The sequence below is a fragment of the Kitasatospora sp. CM 4170 genome, assembly GCF_032110285.1.
Lineage (GTDB): Bacteria > Actinomycetota > Actinomycetes > Streptomycetales > Streptomycetaceae > Kitasatospora > Kitasatospora aburaviensis.
In genome coordinates this window covers 4,794,933-4,816,679 of sequence record NZ_CP134877.1, presented here as the reverse complement: position 1 = coordinate 4,816,679, position 21,747 = coordinate 4,794,933, and the positions used below count along the sequence as shown (strand labels likewise).

Genomic DNA, 21,747 nt, shown 5'->3' with positions numbered 1-21,747 from the left:
CTGCCGGCCCCTCCCCGTCCGCTCCCGGCCCTCCCGCCGGCCCCTGCGGCACCACCCCGCGACCACCTCCCGGTGAGGACACCCATGCTCGACCGGCTCGCCCACGCCCTGCGCACCGTCCACCCCGACCGCCCCGCCGTGCTGCACCACACCCGCACCGGCGCCGCCCGGGTCCGGATCCGCCGCGGCGAACTCGCCGACCTCGCCGACGCCTACGCCGCCGCCCTGCACGCCCGCGGCCTCACCGGCGGCGCCACCCTCGGGGTCGCCGTCCGTCCCGGCCCGCGCGCGCTGGCCGTGATGCTCGCCGCCCACCGGCTCGCCCTGCGGATCGCCGTGCTCGACCCGACCGCGGGGCCGGACGTGCTCGCCGCCCGCCTCGCCCAGGCCCGGCCCGACCTGGTGCTCGCCGACGCCGCCGCCCAGGCGGTGGCCGGCTGGGCCCGCCCGCTGGCCCGCCGCGCCGACCTCGCCCTGCCCCGGCTCGACGCACTCGGCCCGGTCGCCACCCTCGGCCGCCGGCTCCCCGGCTGCGCTCCCCGGCTGCGGGCCGCCACCGGCGCCGCCCCCGCGGCCCGGACCGGCACCCGGGACACCGACGCCGTGATCGTCTTCACCTCCGGCACCACCGCCCGCCCGCGCGCCGTCGTACACACCCGGGAAGGGCTGGCGGCCGGCCTGCGGACCGTCACCGAGCTGGTCGACCCGCGCCCCGGCACCGTCGTGCTGGGCGGCACCTTCTTCGTCCTGGTCCCCGCCCTGGCAGCGGGCGCCACCGTCGCCCTCCCGGCCCGCACCCCGCACGCGCTGGCCCGCCAGCTCGCCCGCTCGGCCCCGGCCCACACCTACCTGACCCCGCCCGGGCTGCGCGCCGCGCTGGCCGCCGGCGCCCGCTTCTCCGGCCGGGTCTGGACCGGCTCGGCACCCGCCGACGCCGCCCTGCTGCGCCGGGTCAAGGAGGCCGGCGCCGAGCAGGCCTGGGGCGTGTACGCGCTCACCGAACTGTTCCCCGCGGCCGCCGTCGAGGAGGCCGAGAAGAGCGCCCGCACCGGCCCCGGCGACCTGGTCGGCGCCCCGCTGCCGGGCGTGCGCACCGGCCTCACCGAGGCGGGCGAGCTGCTGCTCACCGGCCCCGGCGCCCGCCACCGCTACCTCGGCGAGGAGCCCGACCCCTGGGTCCGCACCGGCGACCGCGCCACCCTCGCCCCGGACGGCCGGATCGTGCTCGCCGGGCGGCTCAAGGACATGGTGCTGCGGCGCGCCGAGAACATCTACCCCGGCCTGTACGAGCCCTCGCTGCACCTGCCGGGCGTCGAACTCGCCGTCCTGGTCGGCGTGCCGGCCGGGGACGGCGACGAGCGGCTGGTCGCGCTGGTCCAGCCCCGCCCCGGCACCGACCCGGAGCGGCTGCGCACCGAGCTGCGCGGCCCGCTGGACCGGATGGGCGGTGCCCGCCCGGACGCCGTACTGTTCGGCGACGTCCCGCTGGCCGGCCGCTCCCGCAAGCCCGACCGGGCCGCCGCCTCGGCCCACTGCGCACGGGAGTTGAACCGATGACGACGGCCCCCGGCACCACCGCCGGCTCCTCGCCGGCCCGGCTGTCACCGCCCGCCGCCGCCCGGGCCGCCAGGCGCCGGGACCGCCGGGTCTACCTGCGCAGCCACCCCGTCCTGTTCGCGCTGCTCTGCGCCACCCGCCACCGCCCGGTGGTCCGGCTCGGCCGGACCGTCCTGGTGCACGGCACCGACGCCTACCGCGAGGCGCTCACCCGCGTCCCGCTGGACCGCACCGCCCCCGGCACCACCGGCGGCGCCGCCGCCGAACTCACCGACGGCGGGCTGCTGTTCGACCAGGACGGCGCCGCGCACCGGACCGCCCGACGGGCCCTGGCCACCGACCTCGGCAGCGCCGCACTGGCCCGGATCCGCCCGCACTGGCAGGCCGTCCTCGCCGCCCGGATCCCTGCCCTCACCGCCCATGGATCGCTCGAAATCGTCGACCTCGCCGAGGAGTTGGCGGGGGTGACGGCCGCCGCGCTGACCGGCTCCACGGCCGACCCGCGCCGCCTCGCCCGGGCCGCCGCCGCAGCCGCCGCGAGCGCCGCCGCCGACCACCTTCCCGGCCCGCGCCCGCGCCGCCGGCGCGCCGCCACCGCCGGGGCCGCGGCGCGGGCCGCCGCCGAGCTCACCGCCCTGCTCCCCGACCCGCTCGACGCCATGCTCACCGTCGCCGCCGTCAACACCACCGTCGCCGCCCTCCCCCGGGCCGCCGCCTGGTGCGCCGACGCCGGCCTCTGGCCCACCGTGGACGCCGCCACCGCCCCCGGGCTGGCCGCCGAACTGCTCCGGCTGACCGCCCCCTCCCCACTGCTCCCCCGGGTGGCCGCCGCCGACGCGACGGTGGCCGGCTGCCCGGTCCGCTCCGGCGACCGGCTCGTCCTCGTGGCCCGGCACGCCGCCCAGGCCCACCGGTCCGGTCCGGCCTCCGGACCGGCCGCCGCCCAGGCCGTGTTCGGCGCCGGCCCGCACGCCTGCCCCGGCGCCGGCCTGGCCCGCGCCCAGCTCGCCGACGTGCTGCTCGCGCTTGCCCCGCACCGCCCGGTGGTCACCCGCGCCCGGGTCGACCGCCGCTCCGCCCTGCCCGGGTACGCCCGCCTCACCGTCCGTCCGACCGCCCCGGCAGCCGGCGCCCGTCCGGGCAGCTGAGCCCGCCACCCCCGGCCGGCCACCCCGGCCGGAGAGAACCAGGAGACCCCGATGCGGATCGCCGTGACCGGTGCCGGCGGCTTCTGCGGCTCGCACCTCGCCCGCGCCGCCGACGCCCTCGGCCTCGACGTGCACTGCTACGGCCGCACCCCCGGCCCGGTCGGCCGGCACGTCCGCTGGGACGCCACCGAGGGGGAGCCGGACCTCACCGGCGTCGACGCGGTCGTGCACTGCGCCGCCGCCGTCGCCGACCTGCCGCCGGGCTCGCCCGCCGAGGCGCTCCAGTACGCCGTCAACGTCACCGGCACCGAGCGGCTGCTCCGCGCCGCCGCCGGCCGCCCGGTCGTCCAGGTCTCCAGCGCCAGCGTCTACGACCCCCGGCTCTCCCGCACGTCCCTCACCGAGCGGCACCCCACCGACGGCGGCCACCTCAACGCCTACGGGCGCACCAAGGCGGCCGGCGAACGGCTCGCGCTGGCGGCCGGCGCCGTGGTGCTGCGCCCGCGCGCCGTCTACGGACCGGGCGATCCGCACCTCGCCCCGCAGCTGCTGGCCCGGGTCCGGCGCGGACTGCTGCTCCTGCCGGGCGGCGACGTCCCGCTCAGCCTCACCGCGGTGCAGAACCTCGCCGACGCCTGCCTGGCCGCCCTCGGGGCGACCGGCCCGGCCTGGCCGTCCGGCGCGTACAACATCGCCGACGCGCGGCCCTACCGGCGGGACGCGGCCGTCCGCGCGGTGCTCGCCGCCCACGGCGTCCGGGCCCGGATCGGCCACGTGCCCGTCCCGCTGGCCCGGCTGGCCGCCCGCACCGGCCGCGTCCCGGGCCTGACCCCGTACGCGGTCGACCAGCTCGCCGCCCCGGTCACCCTCGACACCGGCCGGGCCCGCGCCCTGGGCTGGCGGCCGGCCTGGGACCTCGACGCCGTGCTGCGGCTCGGCCCGACGGCGTCCGGAAACGCCTGACGCCCGCACCCCCGGCGGGGTACGGGCGTCGGTCGGGGCACTCGGCCGGTCAGGGCACTCGCTAGCTCTTGGCGGCCTTCTTCACCAGGACCACCACGGCGGCGGCGATGCCGACCACGACCAGCAGCTTGAGGACCAGGCTCAGCAGGGCGCCGACCACGCCGAACACGAAGCCGACGACGTTCCAGGCCAGGATCAGCACGATCACCGGGACAACGATGTTGCGCACCCAGGAGGGCAGCGACTTCCAGAACTCAGCCATGTCCGTTCCTTCTCTCCCCTCGGGCCGGCTGCCGTCCGGTGCCGCATCCCGCTTGCTTTCGTACTTCGATCGTACGGTGGCGCACCGGGCGGAACGAGGGCCAACGGCCCGGAGAGAACCCGGAGATCACCCCTACCCCGGTACCGGGGGGAACCCCTGGCCCGGAGGGTCCGGCGACGGCCCGGACAGCGTCGGGGCGGCCCGGCACGGGCCCGGTCGGACGGCTCAGACCGGCCAGGTCTCCCCGCGCCAGGCGGCGTCCCAGAACATCCACTCGTACCGGGAGGTGGTGGTGAAGTGCTCCACCACGCGGCGGCGTTCGGCCGGGGAGATCTCCTCGCCGAGCCGGTCGGCGAGCGCCAGGACGCGGCGCACCACGGCCTGGAAGGCCTCGTCGCCGTAGGTGGCGATCCACTTGGCGTACAGCGGGTCGGGGGAGCCCTTGGCGAGCAGCTCGTCCCCGACCCGGGCGTAGATCCAGTAGCAGGGCAGCACCGCGCCGACGGCCTCCGCGAAGGAGCCGCCGTAGACGGTGGCCAGCAGGTAGCTGGTGTACGCGCGGGTGGTGGGCAGCACCGGCTCGGCCGCGGCCTCCTCGGCGCTGCCGCCGAAGGCCGTCATGAACTCGGCGTGCATGCCCTGCTCGGCCGCCAGCGCGCCGACCGCGTCGTCGGCGAAGGCCCGCACGTCCTCCTCGCCGGGCGCCTTGGCGGCGCACACGGCGAGCGCGCGGGCGTAGTCGCGCAGGTAGTGCGAGTCCTGGACGACGAAGTGGCGGAAGGCCTCGCGCGGCAGGGTGCCGTCGGTGAGGCCGCCGATGAAGGGGTGGTCGAGGATCTCGGCGTAGACCGGCTCGATCGCCGCCCAGAGTTCTTCGGTCAGGCTCAGGCTCATACCCCGACCCTAGCCAACCGGCCCCCGCCGACCGCGGGGCCGTCCACGGGCCGGGCCACCGGAGCGGACGGTCCCGCTGGGTAGGCCCGCCCCCGGGGCCGGTCAGTCCTCCGGCGGGGAGAACACCACCAGCACCCGCAGCTCCTCGGTGACGTGGTGGAACCGGTGCGGCACCCCGGCCGGGACGTAGACCACGGTGCCGCGGGCCACCGTCGTGGTCTCGTCGCCTACGGTCAGCTCGGCGCGGCCGCTGACCACCTGGTAGATCTCGTCCTGGGCGTGCGCGGTCTGCGGGTCGGTGTCGCCGGGCGAGAGCGCGTAGAGGCCGGCGGACATCCGCGGCTCGCGCAGGAAGCGCAGGTAGGCACCGTCGTTGGCGGCGCGCTCGGCGTCGAGTTCGTCCAGCCGGAACAGCTTCATCGGGGCCTCCTCCTCGTCCGGGGCCCTGGTCCCGAGTCCCCGGTCCCGGGCATTCAACACCACCGCCTCCGCCGACGGCCCACCAGCACCGCGGCCCCGCCCGTCCACCGGCACAACAAGGGGAACAGGAGCTTCCCCGCCCCGGTGAACCCTGCCACGCTGGCCCCATGAAGGGTTTCGTCATCAAGACACTTATCAATGCGGCCGCCATCTGGGTGGCCGCCTGGATCGTCGCCGGCATCACGCTCACCGGTGACGACTGGCAGCACAAGAGCCTGACGGTGATCGCCGTGGCGCTGCTCTTCGGGGTGGTGAACTGGCTGATCAAGCCGGTGGTGAAGCTGTTCTCGATCCCGCTGTTCATCCTCACCCTGGGACTGATCACCTTCGTGATCAACGCCCTGATGCTCTGGCTGACCTCCTGGGCGTCGGAGAAGCTGAACCTGGACTTCCACGTGGACGGCTTCTGGGCCGCGCTGTTCGGCGCACTGATCATCAGCCTGGTGTCCTGGGGCCTCAACCTCGCGCTGGGCGACGAGGACTGAGCACCCGCCGCGCGCCCGCCCGCGGCGCGGAGGCCACCGAGGACACCGCGGGCGAGGGGCCCGCACCCGGTCCCGTCACCGGGTGCGGGCCCCTGTCGTCGGCCGACCGCGCGACCGGAGACCCCGGGACGGTCGTGGATCGGCCCGGGGCCGGGCCGATCCACACGACCGTCCCCAATTCCCCCGAACCGCGCGTTTCGGGCGCCGTGGCCTGCGGGAGACTCCCGCACAACGCTCCAGCCCCGGAGGTGGCCATGCGCACCCCGCCCCGCCCCGTCGTCAAACGCACCGCGCGGGCGATCCTGCTGGAACTCGACCCGGAGGACCCTCAGGGCCCGGCCTCGATCGTGCTGATCAAACGGACCCGGCCCGGCTCGCCGCACCCGTACTGGATCACGCCGGGCGGCGGGGTCGAGCGCGGTGACCGCACCGTGGTCGAGGCCCTGCACCGCGAGGTCGACGAGGAGCTCGGCGGCAAGGTGGTGGACGTCGTCCCCGCCTTCGTCGACACCGTCAGCCACACCCACCACCACGACGGCACCCTGCTCCACCCGCACGGGATCAAGGTGCAGCACTTCTTCGTCTGCCGGCTGACCTCGATGGACCTCGCCCGCCGGCACGGGCCCGAGGTGGACGAGCCCAACGGCGAGTACGAGGTGGTCCGGCTGCCCTTCACCCGGGAGGGCGTCACCTCGGTCAACGTCGTCCCGCCCCGCCTGCGGGCGTACCTGGCGGCGAACATCGAGGGCGTCCGCGCCCTGCTCGCGCCCGACCTGGGCTGAAGCGGCGCCGGGCCGGGCCGGGCCCACCCCGGCCCGGCCACGGTCGCCCCGCCCCGGCCACCCCGCCCTCTCCGCCCCGGCGCCCCGGCCCCCATCGGCCCGGCACCGGTCCGGGGCGCTCACCCCGCCGCGAGGTCCCCCACCAGGTCGTGCCGGATCCGCTCCGGCGCCACCCCGGCCCGCAGCAGCACGCCGACCCCGCGCCGGACCATCGCGGGCGGCCCGCTGAGGTACGCGTCGCGGCCCGCCCACGGGCCGAACCGGCCGACCACCTCGGGGAGCTCGCCCGCGAGCGCGCCGCTGCCGGAGGCGCCCGGGCCGCACAGCACCGGCCGGACGGTCAGCCAGCCGTGGCGCGCGGCGAGCGCCGCCAGCGCCTCCAGCTCGTACAGCTCGGCGGCCTGCCGGGCACCGTAGAACACCTCCACCGAGCGGCCGCCCGCGCCGTACTCGGCCACCTCCTCGACCAGCGCCCGGATCGGGGCGATCCCGGTGCCACCGCCCAGGCAGAGCAGGTCGGCGCCGGAGGTGTGGTCGAGGGTCATCCCACCGGTCGGCGGGCCCAGCCGCAGCACGTCGCCGGGTGCGGCCCGGTGCACCAGGGCGTTGCTCACCCAACCGGCCTGGACGGCCTTGACGTGGAAGGTCAGCAGACCGTCCGGCCGGGGCGCGGTGGCGAACGAGAAGTGCCGCCAGACCCGCGGCCACCAGGGCGTCTCCAGGCTGGTGTACTGCCCCGCCCGGTACGGATAGGCCTGGTCCGGGCGGACGGTGAGCACCGCGACGTCCGGGGTGCGGCGCTCGTGCGCGACCACCTCGCCCTGCCACCAGGGCGGCGAGGTGCGGGCGGCCTCCTCGGCCGCCTCGATCATGATCGAGGAGACCAGCCCGTACACCCGCCGCCAGGCCAGCTCGGTCTCGCCGTCCCAGCGGCTGCCCGAGTACCGGGCGAGCGCCGCCACCAGGCACTCGCCCACCGGGCCGTAGTGGCCGGTCAGCGTGCCGTACCGGCGGTGGCCGCGGCCGAGCGCGCTCAGGTACGCGCGCAGGCCGTCCGGGTCGCCGGCGCTGCGGGCGGCCATCAGCAGGGCGCGGAACAGCCGGTCGCGCTGGACGTCCATGGCGGCCGGGAAGAGCGCCCGGACCTCGGGGTGGTGCAGGAAGATCAGCGCGTAGAAGTGCGCGGTGGCCCGGTCGGCGACCGGCTCGACGACGGCCAGGCTGGCCCGGATCAGCTCGACGTCCCGCGCGGTGGGCGGCTGGTCGGCGGCGGTGCGCAGGTCGGCCGCGGTGCGAACGTCGGCCGCGGGCAGTGCGACGGGCGCGGCGGGCACCGGGGCCGGGCGGGAGTCGCCGACCGTCTGCAGGGCCCAGGCGCGGCTCCAGCTGTCCCCGGGGCCGGCCCAGTTGAGGCCGGGGGCGTCGGGGAAGAGCGGCCCGGTCGCGGGGCCGGCGGTCGGCCGCGCGCCCTCCGACCGGCTCGGCGCCGGCGCGGCGGGGACCGGGGGCGCGGTCGGCGGGGCGGGCATCACCGAGGGCACGGCCGGCCGGGCCGGGGGAGCGGGCGGCGCGGGGACCGCCGGGGGCTCGCTCGGCGGTGCGGGGACGGCTGGCCGCACCTGCGCCGCGGCGGCCAGGACGGCCAGGGTCGCCGGGACGGGCGGCTCGGGCGCGGACACCGGCGGAAGGTCCGGCGGGTCCAGCGGCATCGGCGGGAGGAGCACCGTCTCCTCCGCGGCGCCGGCCGGCAGGGCGGCGGCACCGGCGGCGGGCGGCAGAGCCGACCCGCCCGCCGGCCGGGAGTCGGGCGTGCGGTCCGGCATCCCCGGCACTGCCGCGACGCCCGCCGAACCGTGCCCCGTGCGGACCAGAAGTGTTCTGCGGGACTTCACCGCAACGTTTCGAGTACCCAAGAGAATCGTTTCGCCTCCGGCCGGCCTGCGCCACCACCTGGCTTGTCTCTGTTGACGCCTAGGCAGCGTGGCACGCCCGAAGTACTCATCCGACAAATCGCGCGAAGCCCGGACACCCGCCCCCGGGACGCGCTACTCTCACTCGATCTGCGGTCGCCTTGCGTGGCCACCCGGCCACGCAAGGCGATCCTCCGCAGGTCACAGCTGCCGCAGCAGCATCCCGGGCTGCTCGACACAGTCGGCCACGAACCGCAGGAAGCCGCCCGCCGTGCCGCCGTCACAGACCCGGTGGTCGAAGGTGAACGACAGCTGGGTCACCTCGCGGACCGCCAACCCACCCTGGTGCACCCAGGGTTTGGCGACGATCCGGCCGACGCCGAGCATCGCCGCCTCGGGGTGGTTGAGGATCGGCGTCGAGCCGTCCACGCCGAACACACCGTAGTTGTTCAACGTGAACGTCCCGCCGGTGAGTTCGGCGGGCGTCAGCGCGCCGGTCCGGGCCCCCTCGGTCAACCTGCCCAGCTCGGCGCCGAGTTGCTCGGTGGAGAGCGCCTGCGCGTCCCGCACCACCGGCACCACCAAGCCGCGCTCGCCCTGCGCGGCGAACCCGAGGTGCACCGCAGGGTGCCGCCGGATTCCGGAACCGTCCTCCGTGACACTGGAGTTGAGCTCGGGGAAGCGCGCCAGGGCGACCGTGCAGATCCGTGCCAGCAGCGCCAGCACACTCACCTTCGGCCCCGGCGTGGCATTCAACTGCCGCCGCAGTGCCATCAGTTCGGTAGCGTCCGCGTCCACCCAGCAGGTCGCCGCGGGAATCTCGTGGTGGCTGCGGGAGAGCTTCTCGGCCACCGCCCGGCGCAGCCCGCGCAGCGGCACGACCTCGCCGTCCGCGACGGCCGCCGGCGGTGCCGGCGGGGCGGTCCTCGCTGCGATCGCCCGTTCGACGTCCGACCGCATGATCAGACCGTCCGGGCCGCTCCCGGCCAGCGCCGCGAGGTCGATCCCGTGCTCCCGGGCGGACCGGCGGACCAGCGGCGAGATCACCGGCACCACCGCCGGCACCGCCGCCACCGCCGGCGCGACCGACACCACCGCCGGCACCACAGCGGCGGGCGCGGCAGCCGTCGGTGCGGGAGTCGGCGCCGGAGCGGAACCGGCCGACCCGCCGACCCGCCGACGGCGCCCGCCGCGGGACGGCTCGGCCACCCCGTAGCCGACCAGCGGCCGCTCCACCTCCGCGACGACCGGCCGCTCGCCCTCGCCGGGCGCCACCGCGACCGTCACCAGCGGGGCACCGACCGCGACCTCCTCGCCCGGCTCGCCGAACAGGGCGGTGACCACCCCGCCGTACGGGCAGGGCACCTCGACCACGGCCTTGGCGGTCTCCACCTCGACCACCGGCTGGTCGACGGCGATCACCTCGCCGACCTCGACCATCCAGCGCACCACCTCCGCCCCGGTGAGACCCTCACCGAGGTCGGGCAGGGTGAACTCGCGTACGACGGGCATCATCCTCAGTCCTCCCACTGCAGCCGGGCGACCGCGTCCAGGATCCGGTCCACCCCGGGCAGGTGGTGGTGCTCCAGCATCGGCGGCGGGTACGGGATGTCGAAGCCGGTGACCCGCAGCACCGGGGCGGCCAGGTGGTGGAAGCAGCGCTCGGTGACCCGGGCCGCGATCTCCGCGCCGGTGCCGCCGAAGCCGCTCGCCTCGTGCACCACCACGGCCCGGCCGACCGAGCGCACCACCCGGGCGACCGTCTCGTCGTCGAACGGCACCAGGGTGCGCAGGTCCAGCACCGCGAGGTCCCAGCCCTCGGCCTTCGCCGCCTCGGCCGCCTCCAGGCAGACCGGCAGCGAGGGGCCGTAGGTGATCAGGACCGCCGACGTGCCGGCGCGGCGCACGACCGCCCGCCCGATCGGCTCGACCGGCGCGGCCGGGTCGAACTCCGACTTGCCCCAGTAGAGCCGCTTCGGCTCCAGGAAGACCACCGGGTCGTCCGAGGCGATCGAGGCGCGCAGCAACCCGTAGGCGTCGGCCACCGTGGCCGGGGTGACCACGTGCAGGCCGGGGGTCGAGGTGTAGTACGCCTCGGAGGCGTCGCTGTGGTGCTCGACGCCGCCGATGCCGCCGCCGTACGGGATCCGGACGGTGATCGGCAGCGGGAGCCGGCCGGCGGTCCGGTTGCGCATCTTGGCGACGTGCGAGAAGAGCTGCTCCAGCGCCGGGTAGGCGAAGGCGTCGAACTGCATCTCCACGACCGGGCGCAGCCCGTACATCGCCATGCCGATCGCGGTGCCGAGGATGCCCGCCTCGGCGAGCGGGGTGTCCAGGCAGCGGTCCGCGCCGAACTCGGCGGTCAGCCCGTCGGTGATCCGGAAGACGCCGCCGAGGGCGCCGACGTCCTCGCCGAGCACGTGCACGGCCGGGTCCTCGCGCATGGCGTCGCGCAGCGCGGAGTTGAGCGCCTGGGCCATGGTGGCGGTGCGCGCGGGGGCGGCGGAGACAGCGGTGTTGCTCATCGGTCCTGCACCTCGGCCTCGGCGGCCAGCTCGGCGGACAACTGGGCGGCCTGCTCGCGCAGTTGGGGGGTGGGTTCGGCGTAGACGTGGGCGAAGAGCGCCATCGGGTCCAGCTCGGCGTCGGCGTGGAACTCGGCCCGCATCCGGGCCGCCAGCGCCTCGGCCTCCTCGGCCGCCTCCTGCACCAGGGTGTCGTCCAGCACGCCGAGTTCGCGCAGGTGCCGCTCCATCAGCAGGATCGGGTCGTGCTCCCGCCAGGCGGCCACCTCGGTCTCGTCCCGGTAGCGGGTGGCGTCGTCGGCGTTGGTGTGCGCCTCGATCCGGTAGGTGAGGGCCTCGACCAGGGTCGGGCCGCCGCCGGTCCGGGCCCGCTCGACCGCCTCGGCCAGCACGCTGTGCACGGCGGGCGCGTCGTTGCCGTCCACCAGCCGGCCCTGGATGCCGTAGCCCACGGCCTTGTGCGCCAGGCTGGGCGCGGCCGACTGCGCGGTGAGCGGGACGGAGATCGCGTACCCGTTGTTCTGGACCAGGAAGACCACCGGGGCGTTGAGCACCGCGGCGAAGTTCAGCGCCTCGTGGAAGTCGCCCTCGCTGGTGCCGCCGTCGCCGAGCAGCGCCAGCGCGACCACCGGCTCGCCGCTCAGCCGTGCGGCGTGCGCCAGCCCGACGGCGTGCGGGGCCTGGGTGGCCAGCGGGGTGCAGAGCGGGGCGGTGCGGGTGGCGCGCGGGTCGTAGCCGGTGTGGGCGTTGCCGCGCAGCAGGGTCAGCGCCTCCAGCGGGTCGACGCCGCGGGAGACCACCGCGAGGGTGTCGCGGTAGCTGGGGAAGAGCCAGTCGTGCTCGCCGATCGCCAGCGCGGCGGCGACCTGGCAGGCCTCCTGGCCGGTGGAGGCCGGGTAGACGGCGAGCCGGCCCTGCTTGGTCAGGGTGGTGGCCTGCTGGTTGTAGCGGCGGCCGACCACCAGGCGGCGGTACAGCTCGCGCAGCAGCACGGGGTCGCACTTCTCCAGTGCGGGGGTGCCGAGCAGTCGGACCGGCGAGGCGTCCGGGAGCAGCGGCGCCGGGTCGGTGCGCGGGGCCGTGGCCCCGGGCAGCCATCCGGGCACCGCGGTGTGGTGTCTGTGGTCGAGAACGGTCATCTCGGGGCACCTCCTGGGGTGGCGGGGGCTCCCTACCGATTGTTCGGTCGTCTGTTCATCTTGACCAGAAGCGTGACAAGGTGGTGGACAATCGGCCCGGGCGGGGGTCGACTGGTGTCAGTGCGTCCAATCAGTGAGGGTGGGGGGTCATGTCGGCTGAACAGACGTCCAGACTCGACCGGGTCGACCGGGCGATCCTGCGGCTGCTGCAGCAGGACGGTCGCGCCTCGATCCGCTCGGTCGCCGAGCGGGTGCACGTGTCCCGGGCGAACGCGTACGCCCGGATCTCCAGGATGGTCGAGGACGGCGTCATTCGCGGCTTCACGGCCCGCGTCGACCACGAAAAGGCAGGTCAGGGCGCATCCGCGTACGTCACCCTGAAGATCGTGCAGAACTCCTGGCGATCGGTGCGCGAGCAGCTCCTGGAACTCCCCGGGGTCGCGCACATCGCGCTGGTCGGCGGCGACTTCGACGTCCTGCTGCTGGTGCACACCGCCGACAACCACGCCCTGCGGGAGCTGGTGCTCAACCGCATCCAGTCCATCCCGCAGGTCCTCGGCACCCGGACCATGCTGGTATTCGAGGAGACCGACCAGGTCCCGCCGGACAGCTTCTGAAAGGCGCCCTTCGCCAGGGGTGCCTCAGGGCGCGGGGGCGGGCGGCGGGGGCGGGCGGCGGGGCGGAGCGGGGGCGGGCGGTCCTACCGCGCCCGGAGGCCGTCGAAGGCCAGGTGGACGACCGCGTCCGCGACGCCGTCCGCCGCCTTGAGGCCCGGCCGGTACCACTCCACGATCGAGTTGATCATGCCGAAGAGCAGCCGGGTGGCCAGCCGCGGCTCGACGTCCGCCCGCAGTGCGCCGTCCGCGACGGCCGCCCGCAGCAGCTCGGCGACCTGGTGGTCGAAGTCCCGCCGCCGCTCCAGCGCCCACAGCTCGGTGGCCGTGTTCCCGCGCACCCGCAGCAGCAGCGTGACGTACGGCAGCTCCGCCAGCAGCACCTCGGCGGTCCGCCGGACGACGTGCTCCAGCCGGTCCACCGCCGCGCCCTCGACCGCGCCCGGCTCGGCGAGGATCGCGAAGAGCCCGTCCAGCGCCCGACCCACGGCGAGCCGGAGCAGCTCCTCCTTGCCGCGCACGTGGTGGTAGATCGACGACTTCGAGATACCGGCGGCCCGGGACAGGTCCTCCATCGAGGTGCCGTCGTAGCCGCGCTCGTTGAAGACGTCGACGGTCACCGCGAGCAGCGACTCCACGGTGTAGGCGGTGCGCGTGGTGTGATCGGCCATCCTCCGAGTATCCCCGGCGCCCCGCGACGCGATGCGATCGGGTCCGATGGTCCGCACCGGCACGACCAGCGACCGCCTAGACTCTCCGGACGATCGTCCACGGCCAGCAGGGTGGGGTCCAGAGCATGAGCGCAATACCGGCAGTCGCCTCCGACGCGCCCGAGCGGCGCAGCGAAGAGCCGGGCACCGCACCCGGGGCCGGCTGGCGCGGACGGGCCCGCGCGCTGGTGCTGCGGTTCGGGCCGGCCGTCTGGTGCTACGCGGTGCTCAAGCTGCTCGGCTTCACCGTCTTCATGAAGCTGCTCTCGTTCTCCGGCGAGTACCTGAAGAAGCACCCCCGCTTCGGCGGCGGCGCCAACCCCTGGGACGTGGTCGCCAGCTGGGACGGCTGGTGGTACCAGCAGGTCGCCGAGTTCGGCTACCACCCGGCGCTGGTGCCCGTCGCCAACGGCGTGCCCGGCTTCACCGTCGAGCAGAACTCGGCCGCGTTCTTCCCGCTCTACCCGGGTCTGATGCGGCTGGTCTCGGACACCACCGGGCTCGGCCTTTACGGGGCCGGGATGCTGGTCTCGGTGGTGGCCTCGCTGTTCGCCGCCGCCGGCATCTACGCCGTGGTGGACCGGCTGGCCGGCACCCGGGCGGGCGTGATCGCGGCCGGCCTCTGGGCGATCGCCCCGGGTTCCGGCGCCGAGTGGGCGCTCTACTCCGACTCGCTGTTCGTCGCGCTGGCCGCCTGGGCCTGCTACTGCGTGATGACCAAGCAGTGGGTCGCCGCCGGCGTGATCACCCTGGTCGCCGGGCTCAACCGGCCCACCTCGGCGGCGCTGATCGGCGCGGTCGGCCTGGCCGCGCTGGTCGAGCTGTACCGGCGCGAGAGCGGCGTCGTCCGCCCGCTGACCGCGATGCTGCTGGCCCCGGTCGGCCTGCTCGGCTACGTCGGCTGGGTCGGCTGGCGGGCCGGCGAGTGGGGCGCCTACTTCACCCTCCAGCGCGACGCCTGGCTGCACTACTTCGACTACGGCCAGGGCACCTTCTACGCCGTCCGCGGTGTGCTGCTCGGCCGCAGCGACTACCCCTTCGCCTATCCGGTCGCCGACCTGCTGGCCACCCTGATCGTCTTCTCGCTGCCGGCGCTGATCGTGCTGCTGGTCCGGCTGCGCCCGCCGCTGGTGCTGACCGCCTACACCCTGGCCACCATCGTCTCGGTGCTCGGCAGCCTGGGCATCTTCGGCAACACCTCGCGCTACCTGCTCCCGGCGTTCCCGCTGCTGATCGCGCTGGCGGTGGCCATGCGCAAGCTCAGCTGGCCGGTGCTGGCCGCGGTGCTCGGCAGCGGCGCGATCGCCTCCGGCTGGTACGGCGGGTACGTGATCTTCGAGCTCGGCATCCCGTAACCTGCCCGGCCGCGCCCCGCTGGGGCAGCCCGCCGCCCCGGGGGGCGCGTCCACCACGGACGCGCCCCCTCCGGCATTTCCGGCCACTCCCCGACACCGCTTCCGCACACCCTCTTGAGCCGACCGATCGTTCGGTTACTCTGTGACGTGTCCCGTCCTCCCCTCTGAGGAGCGCACGCCATGTCCGCAGCGGTCACCCACCCCCTCGTCACCGAGCTGGTCGAACGCCACCAGGCCACCCTGGACGCCGCGCTCGCCGCCGCCTCCTCGCGCGACTACTGGTCGCCGTACCCCGAGTTCCCGAAGGCCTACGGCGAGACCGGCGCCGCGGACGGCAAGGCCGCCTTCGACGCCCTGCTGAACAGCCCCTTCGCCCTCGACGGCCACCCCGCCGACGGCGACCTGGTCGGCGGCGAGGCCTCCCCGTACGGCATCGAGCTGGGCGTCGGCTACCCGCACGCCGGGCCGGACGCCCTGATCGCCGCGATGCGCGCCGCCCAGCCCGGCTGGGCCGCGGCCACGCCGCTCGACCGCGCCGCGGTCTGCCTGGAGATCCTGGCCCGGATCAACGCCCGCTCGCACGAGTTCGCGCACGCCGTGATGCACACCACCGGCCAGGCCTACGGCATGGCCTTCCAGGCCGGCGGCCCGCACGCCCAGGACCGCGGCCTGGAGGCCGTCGCCTACGCGTACGCCGAGCAGATCCGGCTGCCCCGGCAGGCCGGCTGGACCAAGCCCCAGGGCAAGCGCGACCCGCTGGTGATGACCAAGGAGTTCACCGTCGTCCCGCGCGGCCTCGCGCTGCTGGTCGGCTGCAACACCTTCCCGACCTGGAACGGCTACCCCGGCCTGTTCGCCTCGCTGGCCACCGGCAACCCGGTGCTGGTCAAGCCGCACCCGCGGGCCGTGCTGCCGCTCGCGCTCACCGTCCGGATCGCCCGCGAGGTGCTCGCCGAGGCCGGCTTCGACCCCAACCTGGTCTGCCTGGCCGCCGAGCACGAGGGCGGCACCGCCGCCAAGACGCTGGCCGTCCGCCCCGAGATCAGGCTGATCGACTACACCGGCTCGACCGCCTTCGGCGACTGGCTGGAGGAGAACGCCCGGCAGGCCGAGGTCTACACCGAGAAGGCCGGCGTCAACACCGTGGTCGTCGACTCCACGGACGACTACAAGGGCATGCTGAACAACCTGGCCTTCTCCGTCTCGCTCTACAGCGGCCAGATGTGCACCACCCCGCAGAACCTGCTGATCCCGCGCACCGGCATCACCACCGACCAGGGCGACAAGTCCTACGACGAGGTCGTCACCGACCTCGCCGCCGCCGTCGAGGGGCTGCTCTCCGACGACGCCCGCGCCGCCGCCATCCTGGGCGCCGTGGTCAACCCCGGCGTGCTGCAGCGCTCGGTCGCCGCGGCCGACGGCGAGTACGGCGAACTCGCGCTCGCCCCGCGGGTGGTGCAGTCGCCCGAGTTCCCGGCCGCGACCGTCCGCACCCCCGCGCTGGTCAAGCTGGACGCCGACAAGCCGGACGACCGGGCGGTGTTCCGCAGCGAGTGCTTCGGCCCGGTCTCCTTCGCCGTCGCGGTCGAGTCCACCGCCGCCGCCGTCGAGTTGATGCGCGACACGGTCCGCACCCAGGGCGCGATGACCGCCTCCGGCTACACCACCTCGCCCGAGGTCGAGGCCGACCTGGTCGAGGCCGCGCTGGACGCCGGCGTCTCGCTCTCGCTCAACCTCACCGGCGGGGTCTACGCCAACCAGACCGCGGCCTTCTCCGACCTGCACGGCACCGGCGCCAACCCGGCCGCCAACTCCGCCTACTGCGACGGCGCGTTCGTCGCCAACCGGTTCCGCACGGTGGAGATCCGCCGCCACAGCTGAGCCGCCGCACCCGGGCCCCGGCGCACCCGCGCCGGGGCCCGACGCGTGCCGCCGCAGCGCCGGAGCACGCCACCGGGGGCCCGGAGATTCACAGCCCCGCCCGGGGCAGCGATGATGGAGAGCGGGAGGGCGCCCAGCGGGGCGTCCAACCTCCGTCCGAGCACCGGGAGCTGACACATGACCGCGAAGCAGACCGTCACCGACGTCCTGATCGTCGGCGCCGGACCGACCGGACTGCTGCTGGCCGGCGACCTGGCCGCCGCCGGGGTCCGGGTCACCGTCCTGGAGAAGCGCGGCACCGAGTCCAACCTCACCCGGGCCTTCGCCGTGCACGCCCGCACCCTGGAGCTGCTCGACGCCCGCGGCCTCGCCGACGACCTGATCGCCACCGGCCGCCCGCTCTCCTCGCTGCGGCTCTTCGACCGGCTCCACATCGACCTCTCCACCCTGCCGACCCGCTTCCCGTTCGTCCTGATCACCCCGCAGTCGAACACCGAGCGGCTGCTCCAGGAGCGCGCGCTGAAGGCCGGCGCGACGATCCTGCGCGGCGCCGAGGTGACCGGGCTGCGCCAGGACGCCGAGGGCGTCACCCTGGAGACCGTCGAGGACGGCACCGCCGCCGTCCACCGGGCCCGCTACGCGGTGGGCACCGACGGCGTCCACTCCACCGTCCGGGACCTGCTCGGCATCCCGTTCCCCGGCGAGTCCGTGGTCAACTCGGTGGTGCTGGCCGACGTCCGGCTGGAGCGGACGCCCAGCGAGGTGATCACCGTCGGCGCCACCGGGGACGGCTTCGCCTTCATCGCCCCCTTCGGCGACGGCTGGTACCGGGTGATCGCCTGGGACCGGACCGAGCATTACGCGGACGGCCGGCCGCCCACGGTCGAGCGGATCGCCGAACTCGTCCGCACCACCGTCGGCGAGGACTACGGCCTGCACGACGCCCGCTGGACCTCCACCTTCCACAGCGACGAGCGCCAGGTCCCCAACTACCGCTCCGGCCGGGTCTTCCTGGCCGGCGACGCCGCCCACTGCCACTCCCCGGCCGGCGGCCAGGGCATGAACACCGGCCTCCAGGACGCCGCGAACCTCTCCTGGAAGCTCGTCGCCGCCGTCCGGGGCCACGCCACCGACGCGCTGCTCGACACCTACCAGACCGAGCGGCACCCGGTCGGCAGGGCGGTGCTGCGCAGCTCCGGCGCGCTGATCCGGCTCGCCCTCGCCCACTCGGCGCCCACCCGGGCGCTGCGCGGCGCGCTCACCACGCTGGCCGACCACGTCGACGCCGTGCCCGCGCGCGGCGCCCGGATCGTCTCCGGCATCGGCATCCGCTACGCCGCCCCCAAGGACGCCCACCCGCTGGTCGGCCGACGCGTCCCGGACCTGCGGCTGACCAGCCTGGAGCAGCCCGGCGAGGACGCGGCCACCGGGCCCGAGCGGCTCCACGAGGCGCTCCGCGCCGGGAAGTTCGTGCTGGTCAGCAATGACGAGCTGACCGCCGCCGAGCCGTGGGCGGACCGGGTGGTCACCGCGGCCCCGGCCGATCCGCACGGCAAGCTGCGCGACACCGTCCTGCTGGTCCGACCGGACGGCTACATCGCCTGGGCCGCCGTCGACCCGGGCCGTGGCGAGCTCCGGGCCGCCCTCGGGCAGTGGCTCGGCGCCCCCACCGAGGACTGACCGGACCGGCTCCCGCGGGCGGGGCCGGTGCGGGAGCGCCCCGTGCCGGCCCCGCCCGCGGAACCGCCCGCCGTCAGCCCCGCACCTTCTCGTAGTGCCGCGCGGCCTTCGCCCGGTTCCCGCACACCGCCATCGAGCACCACCGCCGCCGGCCGTTCTGCGACGCGTCGAAGAAGTGCAGAATGCACGCCTCGTGCGCGCACTTCCTGATCCGGTGCGGCCCCTGCGCCAGCAGGGCGAGGAAATCGTCCACCGCCAGCCAGGCCGCCAGCCGCTGCGGCGCGTCCACCTCGACGTGCGACGCCGGCCCCGCCGGACCGAGTTCCCGCCGCAGCCGCCCGTGCTGCAGCACCTCGTTCAGTCCGGCCACCGCCGCCGCCCCGATCGCGCCCTCCCGGTCCAGGTCCCCGACCGCCGCCGCCAGCGCCGCGCGCGCCTCCCGCAGGGCGGCCAGCCCGGCCTCGTCGGCGCTGCAGCGCCCGGCCAGCCCGGCCGAGGAGAGCCAGACCGCGTACCCGCCCGGCTCCGCCAGCAGGTCGTTCACCGGGGTCCCCGCCCAGCGGGTGTTCAGCAGGTCCAGGGAGAGCGGCTCGCCGATCAGCGGGCGCGGGTCCTGCGGGTCCGCCGTCCGGTCCGTCATCGGTCCTCCCTCACGCTCGCCCGTCACCCGATTCTACGTCCGCCCTTCCCGCCCCGAACGTCCCCGAATTCCCCGGAAGGAACCGACCGGAACGAATCGGCCGGGCCGGCCGCGGGGAATCGGGCGGGCCGGCCGCCGCGAATTCCGGCTTTCACTGTATGGAGCACCCTCCATTCCGTTCTCCACAGTTGACTGTTCTTTAGCAACGAATTGCTTGACCATGAGCCAATTCCCGCACCGCCTCTGACATGTTCTAGCCAGCGCCTCGCCCCAGAGGCGCCCTGGCCCCTGCCGGCCCCCACATGCCGGCCAGAGGAGGATTCCGTGCGCCCCCGCTCCCTCGCCCTCGCCGCGGCCTTCGCCGTGCTGCCGCTGTCCGCCGTCTCGCTCGGCGTGACCACCGCACAGGCCGCCACCACCCCCAACGCCGCCGCGCCCCGGGTCGCCCTGCCCGAGACGGTGACCCCCGCCGTGGCCCGCTCCGAGAAGAAGGGTGACGTCCCGGCCGACCAGCAGCTCTCGGTCGCGGTCAGCCTGAAGCTGCGTGACACCGCCGGGCTGGACCGCTTCCTCGCCTCGGTCGCCACCCCGGGCACCCCGGAGTACGGCCACTACCTGACGCCGCAGCAGTTCACCGAGCGGTTCGGCCCGACCCAGGCCGCCGTCGACCAGGTCAAGGCGTACCTCGCCGCCCAGGGCCTGACCGTCTCGGGCGTCAGCGACAACCGCCAGGTGGTCGACGCCCGCGGCAGCGCCGAGCAGATCGCCAAGGCCTTCGGCACCCACGAGAGCGCCTACCTGGACCCGCAGCAGCAGCGCACCTTCTTCGCCAACGACGCCGCCGCCTCGGTGCCGGCCGACCTGGCCGCCGTGGTGCAGGGCATATCCGGCCTCAACAACCACACCGTCCGGACCACCCGCAACGTCAAGCCCTCGGCCGCCGCCGCACCCGACGCGGTGGCCGCCGCCCCGAGCGGCTTCGGCCCGACCCAGTACGACGGCGCCTACAACCTGGACAAGAGCGGTGCCGACGGCACCGGCGTCACCGTCGCCCTCTGGGAGTTCGACGGCTACAGCGCGAACAACCTGAAGACCTACGACAGCCAGTACGGCCTGACCGGCCCGGCCGTCACCACGGTGTCGGTGGACGGCGCGAACTACGACTCCAAGCCCGGCGAGGGCCAGGGCGAGGTCGAGCTGGACAGCGAGATCGTGCGCGGCGTCGCTCCCAAGGCGACCCAGCTGGTCTACGAGGCGCCCAACAGCGACCAGGGCGAGATCGACATGGCCGCCAAGATCGTCGCCGACAACCGGGCCTCGGTCATCTCGATCTCCTGGGGCTCCTGCGAGCCGGACACCACCGCCTCCTCGATGACGGCGGTCGACAACTCCTTCAAGCAGGCCGCCGCCCAGGGCATCTCGATCTTCTCCGCCTCCGGTGACGACGGCTCGCGCGACTGCACCCGCTCCACCAGCGGCTCCACCGTCAAGGCGGTCGACTTCCCGGCGTCCAGCCCACACCAGACCGGCGTCGGCGGCACCAACCTCAAGGTCTCCGGCTCCGCGTACTCCTCGGAGAGCGCCTGGAGCACGGCCGGCGGCGGCGTCTCGACCGTGTTCGGCAAGCCCGCCTGGCAGACCGGCACCGGCGTCTCCGGCACCATGCGCACCGTGCCCGACGTCTCCTCCAACGCCGACCCGGCCAGCGGCTTCGCCATCTACACCGTCGGCGGCTGGCAGGTGTACGGCGGCACCAGCGCGGCCGCGCCGCTCTGGTCCGGCTACGCGGCCCAGTTCAACCAGAAGGCGAAGGCCGCGTCCAAGCCGGTCCTCGGCGAGGCGAGCCCGAAGCTGTACGCGGTGGCCAACAGCACCGCCTACGGCTCGGCGTTCCACGACGTGACCACCGGCAAGAACCAGGACTTCACCACCAAGGCCGGCTACGACCAGGTCACCGGCTGGGGCAGCCCGATCGCCGACGCCCTGACCACCGCGCTGCTCGGCGACACCACCCCGCCGCCCTCGGGCGGCTGCACCGCGGCCCAGCTGATCGGCAACGGCGGCTTCGAGACCGGCACCGCGGCGCCGTGGACGGCCAGCAGCGGCGTGGTCGACAACAGCACCGGCGAGGCGGCCCACGCCGGCTCCTGGAAGGCCTGGCTGAACGGCTACGGCAGCGCCCACACCGACACCCTGGCGCAGACCGTCACCGTCCCGGCCGGCTGCAAGGCCACGCTCTCGTTCTGGGTGCACGTCGACACCGCCGAGTCCGGCAGCACCGCCTACGACAAGCTGACCGTCCAGGCCGGGTCGACCACGCTGGCCACCCTGTCGAACGCCAACGCGGCGACCGGCTTCGTCCAGAAGTCCTTCGACCTCTCGGCCTTCGCCGGCCAGACGGTGACGATCAAGTTCACCGGCACCGAGGACTCCTCGCTCAAGACCAGCTTCGTGATCGACGACGCCGCGGTCGCCGTCTCCTGACCCCTCCCGGTCACGCCCGCGTGATCACCCGCCGGTCGCACGACCGGCGCCCCGTCACCGGGGCGGTCCGCACCAGGACCGCCCCGGTGGTGTGTTTCCGCACTGTTTCAAGATCGATAACCTTGAGGTTCGACACTCGTGACCACTGTCATACGCACGACTGATGACGTAGCCTCTCGACCGTGCATAGGGTTCCCCACAGCTCGGTGAAGCCGCTGACGGCGCCCCCCGGCGCCGG

The 21,747-nt window shown here is 75.2% G+C and carries 19 protein-coding genes; 10 read left to right on the top strand and 9 right to left on the bottom strand.

Annotated elements, in window-relative coordinates; translation table 11 throughout:
- Positions 1–72 precede the first annotated feature (72 nt).
- The 3 genes from RMN57_RS20420 to RMN57_RS20410 are packed head-to-tail and all read left to right on the top strand — an operon-like array spanning position 73 to position 3,668.
- The gene (locus RMN57_RS20420; protein WP_313764780.1) at positions 73–1,557 is read left to right on the top strand and encodes a class I adenylate-forming enzyme family protein; all 1,485 of its coding nucleotides are present in this window, start codon (positions 73–75) and stop codon (positions 1,555–1,557) included.
- Positions 1,554–2,705 (top strand): cytochrome P450, encoded by a 1,152-nt coding sequence (locus RMN57_RS20415; RefSeq protein ID WP_313764779.1) that lies wholly within the window; start codon positions 1,554–1,556, stop codon positions 2,703–2,705. The genes RMN57_RS20420 and RMN57_RS20415 overlap by 4 nt, the downstream gene beginning before the upstream one ends.
- Positions 2,706–2,756: 51 nt before the next feature.
- Positions 2,757–3,668, top strand: a complete 912-nt coding sequence (locus RMN57_RS20410) for an NAD(P)-dependent oxidoreductase (RefSeq protein WP_313764778.1) — start codon at positions 2,757–2,759, stop codon at positions 3,666–3,668.
- Positions 3,669–3,729: 61 nt separating this feature from the next.
- On the opposite strand, the gene RMN57_RS20405 is transcribed toward RMN57_RS20410, so the two are convergent.
- From RMN57_RS20405 to RMN57_RS20395, 3 genes are all read right to left on the bottom strand, one after another.
- Complete coding sequence (locus tag RMN57_RS20405) at positions 3,730–3,930, bottom strand: DUF5326 family protein (RefSeq protein WP_313764777.1); 201 nt, start codon at positions 3,928–3,930, stop codon at positions 3,730–3,732.
- A gap of 225 nt (positions 3,931–4,155) precedes the next feature.
- Positions 4,156–4,824 (bottom strand): thiaminase II, encoded by a 669-nt coding sequence (tenA, locus tag RMN57_RS20400; RefSeq protein WP_313764776.1) that lies wholly within the window; start codon positions 4,822–4,824, stop codon positions 4,156–4,158.
- A 102-nt stretch (positions 4,825–4,926) separates the two neighbouring features.
- Entirely contained in the window at positions 4,927–5,244 is a 318-nt protein-coding gene (locus tag RMN57_RS20395; RefSeq protein ID WP_148644877.1) for a cupin domain-containing protein, read from the bottom strand.
- A 167-nt stretch (positions 5,245–5,411) separates the two neighbouring features.
- On the opposite strand from RMN57_RS20395, the gene RMN57_RS20390 reads away from it, so the two are divergent.
- Complete coding sequence (locus RMN57_RS20390) at positions 5,412–5,789, top strand: phage holin family protein (protein ID WP_313764775.1); 378 nt, start codon at positions 5,412–5,414, stop codon at positions 5,787–5,789.
- A 254-nt stretch (positions 5,790–6,043) separates the two neighbouring features.
- A complete protein-coding gene (locus RMN57_RS20385) occupies positions 6,044–6,571 on the top strand; it encodes an NUDIX domain-containing protein (RefSeq protein WP_313764774.1) in 528 nt (175 codons plus the stop codon).
- 119 nt (positions 6,572–6,690) lie between these two features.
- On the opposite strand, the gene RMN57_RS20380 is transcribed toward RMN57_RS20385, so the two are convergent.
- From RMN57_RS20380 to pdhA, 4 genes are all read right to left on the bottom strand, one after another.
- Positions 6,691–8,394, bottom strand: a complete 1,704-nt coding sequence (locus RMN57_RS20380) for a globin domain-containing protein (protein WP_313764773.1) — start codon at positions 8,392–8,394, stop codon at positions 6,691–6,693.
- A 288-nt stretch (positions 8,395–8,682) separates the two neighbouring features.
- The gene (locus RMN57_RS20375) at positions 8,683–9,993 is read right to left on the bottom strand and encodes a dihydrolipoamide acetyltransferase family protein (protein WP_313767897.1); all 1,311 of its coding nucleotides are present in this window, start codon (positions 9,991–9,993) and stop codon (positions 8,683–8,685) included.
- Between the two features lie 5 nt (positions 9,994–9,998).
- Positions 9,999–11,006 carry an alpha-ketoacid dehydrogenase subunit beta gene (locus RMN57_RS20370; RefSeq protein WP_313764772.1) on the bottom strand — a complete coding sequence of 336 codons (1,008 nt, stop codon included), beginning with the start codon at positions 11,004–11,006 and terminating at the stop codon, positions 9,999–10,001.
- Positions 11,003–12,145 (bottom strand): pyruvate dehydrogenase (acetyl-transferring) E1 component subunit alpha, encoded by a 1,143-nt coding sequence (gene pdhA, locus RMN57_RS20365; protein ID WP_313764771.1) that lies wholly within the window; start codon positions 12,143–12,145, stop codon positions 11,003–11,005. The genes RMN57_RS20370 and pdhA overlap by 4 nt, the downstream gene beginning before the upstream one ends.
- Positions 12,146–12,294: 149 nt before the next feature.
- Here pdhA and RMN57_RS20360 point away from each other — a divergent pair, with 149 nt between their 5' ends.
- Positions 12,295–12,762, top strand: a complete 468-nt coding sequence (locus RMN57_RS20360; RefSeq protein ID WP_313764770.1) for an Lrp/AsnC family transcriptional regulator — start codon at positions 12,295–12,297, stop codon at positions 12,760–12,762.
- Between the two features lie 83 nt (positions 12,763–12,845).
- Here the strand turns inward: RMN57_RS20360 and RMN57_RS20355 are convergent, their stop codons facing one another.
- The gene (locus RMN57_RS20355; protein ID WP_313764769.1) at positions 12,846–13,430 is read right to left on the bottom strand and encodes a TetR/AcrR family transcriptional regulator; all 585 of its coding nucleotides are present in this window, start codon (positions 13,428–13,430) and stop codon (positions 12,846–12,848) included.
- Between the two features lie 125 nt (positions 13,431–13,555).
- Here RMN57_RS20355 and RMN57_RS20350 point away from each other — a divergent pair, with 125 nt between their 5' ends.
- The 3 genes from RMN57_RS20350 to RMN57_RS20340 all read left to right on the top strand — a co-directional run bounded on the left by RMN57_RS20350 (position 13,556) and on the right by RMN57_RS20340 (position 18,385).
- Entirely contained in the window at positions 13,556–14,824 is a 1,269-nt protein-coding gene (locus RMN57_RS20350; RefSeq protein WP_313764768.1) for a glycosyltransferase family 39 protein, read from the top strand.
- A gap of 180 nt (positions 14,825–15,004) precedes the next feature.
- Positions 15,005–16,705, top strand: a complete 1,701-nt coding sequence (paaN, locus tag RMN57_RS20345; RefSeq protein WP_313764767.1) for a phenylacetic acid degradation protein PaaN — start codon at positions 15,005–15,007, stop codon at positions 16,703–16,705.
- Positions 16,706–16,882: 177 nt separating this feature from the next.
- Positions 16,883–18,385 (top strand): FAD-dependent monooxygenase, encoded by a 1,503-nt coding sequence (locus RMN57_RS20340; protein WP_313764766.1) that lies wholly within the window; start codon positions 16,883–16,885, stop codon positions 18,383–18,385.
- Between the two features lie 73 nt (positions 18,386–18,458).
- On the opposite strand, the gene RMN57_RS20335 is transcribed toward RMN57_RS20340, so the two are convergent.
- Positions 18,459–19,025, bottom strand: coding sequence for a CGNR zinc finger domain-containing protein (locus RMN57_RS20335; protein WP_313764765.1), 567 nt, complete (start codon positions 19,023–19,025; stop codon positions 18,459–18,461).
- A 324-nt stretch (positions 19,026–19,349) separates the two neighbouring features.
- Here RMN57_RS20335 and RMN57_RS20330 point away from each other — a divergent pair, with 324 nt between their 5' ends.
- Entirely contained in the window at positions 19,350–21,509 is a 2,160-nt protein-coding gene (locus tag RMN57_RS20330) for a protease pro-enzyme activation domain-containing protein (protein ID WP_313764764.1), read from the top strand.
- Positions 21,510–21,747 lie beyond the last annotated feature (238 nt).

Coding starts and splice junctions, on each gene's coding strand:
- RMN57_RS20415 (WP_313764779.1), top strand. CDS start 1,554: ATGACGACGGCCCCCGGCACCACCGCCGGCTCCTCGCCGGCCCGGCTG.
- RMN57_RS20410 (WP_313764778.1), top strand. CDS start 2,757: ATGCGGATCGCCGTGACCGGTGCCGGCGGCTTCTGCGGCTCGCACCTC.
- RMN57_RS20405 (WP_313764777.1), bottom strand. CDS start 3,930: ATGGCTGAGTTCTGGAAGTCGCTGCCCTCCTGGGTGCGCAACATCGTT.
- tenA (WP_313764776.1), bottom strand. CDS start 4,824: ATGAGCCTGAGCCTGACCGAAGAACTCTGGGCGGCGATCGAGCCGGTC.
- RMN57_RS20395 (WP_148644877.1), bottom strand. CDS start 5,244: ATGAAGCTGTTCCGGCTGGACGAACTCGACGCCGAGCGCGCCGCCAAC.
- RMN57_RS20390 (WP_313764775.1), top strand. CDS start 5,412: ATGAAGGGTTTCGTCATCAAGACACTTATCAATGCGGCCGCCATCTGG.
- RMN57_RS20385 (WP_313764774.1), top strand. CDS start 6,044: ATGCGCACCCCGCCCCGCCCCGTCGTCAAACGCACCGCGCGGGCGATC.
- RMN57_RS20380 (WP_313764773.1), bottom strand. CDS start 8,394: ATGCCGGACCGCACGCCCGACTCCCGGCCGGCGGGCGGGTCGGCTCTG.
- RMN57_RS20375 (WP_313767897.1), bottom strand. CDS start 9,993: ATGCCCGTCGTACGCGAGTTCACCCTGCCCGACCTCGGTGAGGGTCTC.
- RMN57_RS20370 (WP_313764772.1), bottom strand. CDS start 11,006: ATGAGCAACACCGCTGTCTCCGCCGCCCCCGCGCGCACCGCCACCATG.
- pdhA (WP_313764771.1), bottom strand. CDS start 12,145: ATGACCGTTCTCGACCACAGACACCACACCGCGGTGCCCGGATGGCTG.
- RMN57_RS20360 (WP_313764770.1), top strand. CDS start 12,295: ATGTCGGCTGAACAGACGTCCAGACTCGACCGGGTCGACCGGGCGATC.
- RMN57_RS20355 (WP_313764769.1), bottom strand. CDS start 13,430: ATGGCCGATCACACCACGCGCACCGCCTACACCGTGGAGTCGCTGCTC.
- RMN57_RS20350 (WP_313764768.1), top strand. CDS start 13,556: ATGAGCGCAATACCGGCAGTCGCCTCCGACGCGCCCGAGCGGCGCAGC.
- paaN (WP_313764767.1), top strand. CDS start 15,005: ATGTCCGCAGCGGTCACCCACCCCCTCGTCACCGAGCTGGTCGAACGC.
- RMN57_RS20340 (WP_313764766.1), top strand. CDS start 16,883: ATGACCGCGAAGCAGACCGTCACCGACGTCCTGATCGTCGGCGCCGGA.
- RMN57_RS20335 (WP_313764765.1), bottom strand. CDS start 19,025: ATGACGGACCGGACGGCGGACCCGCAGGACCCGCGCCCGCTGATCGGC.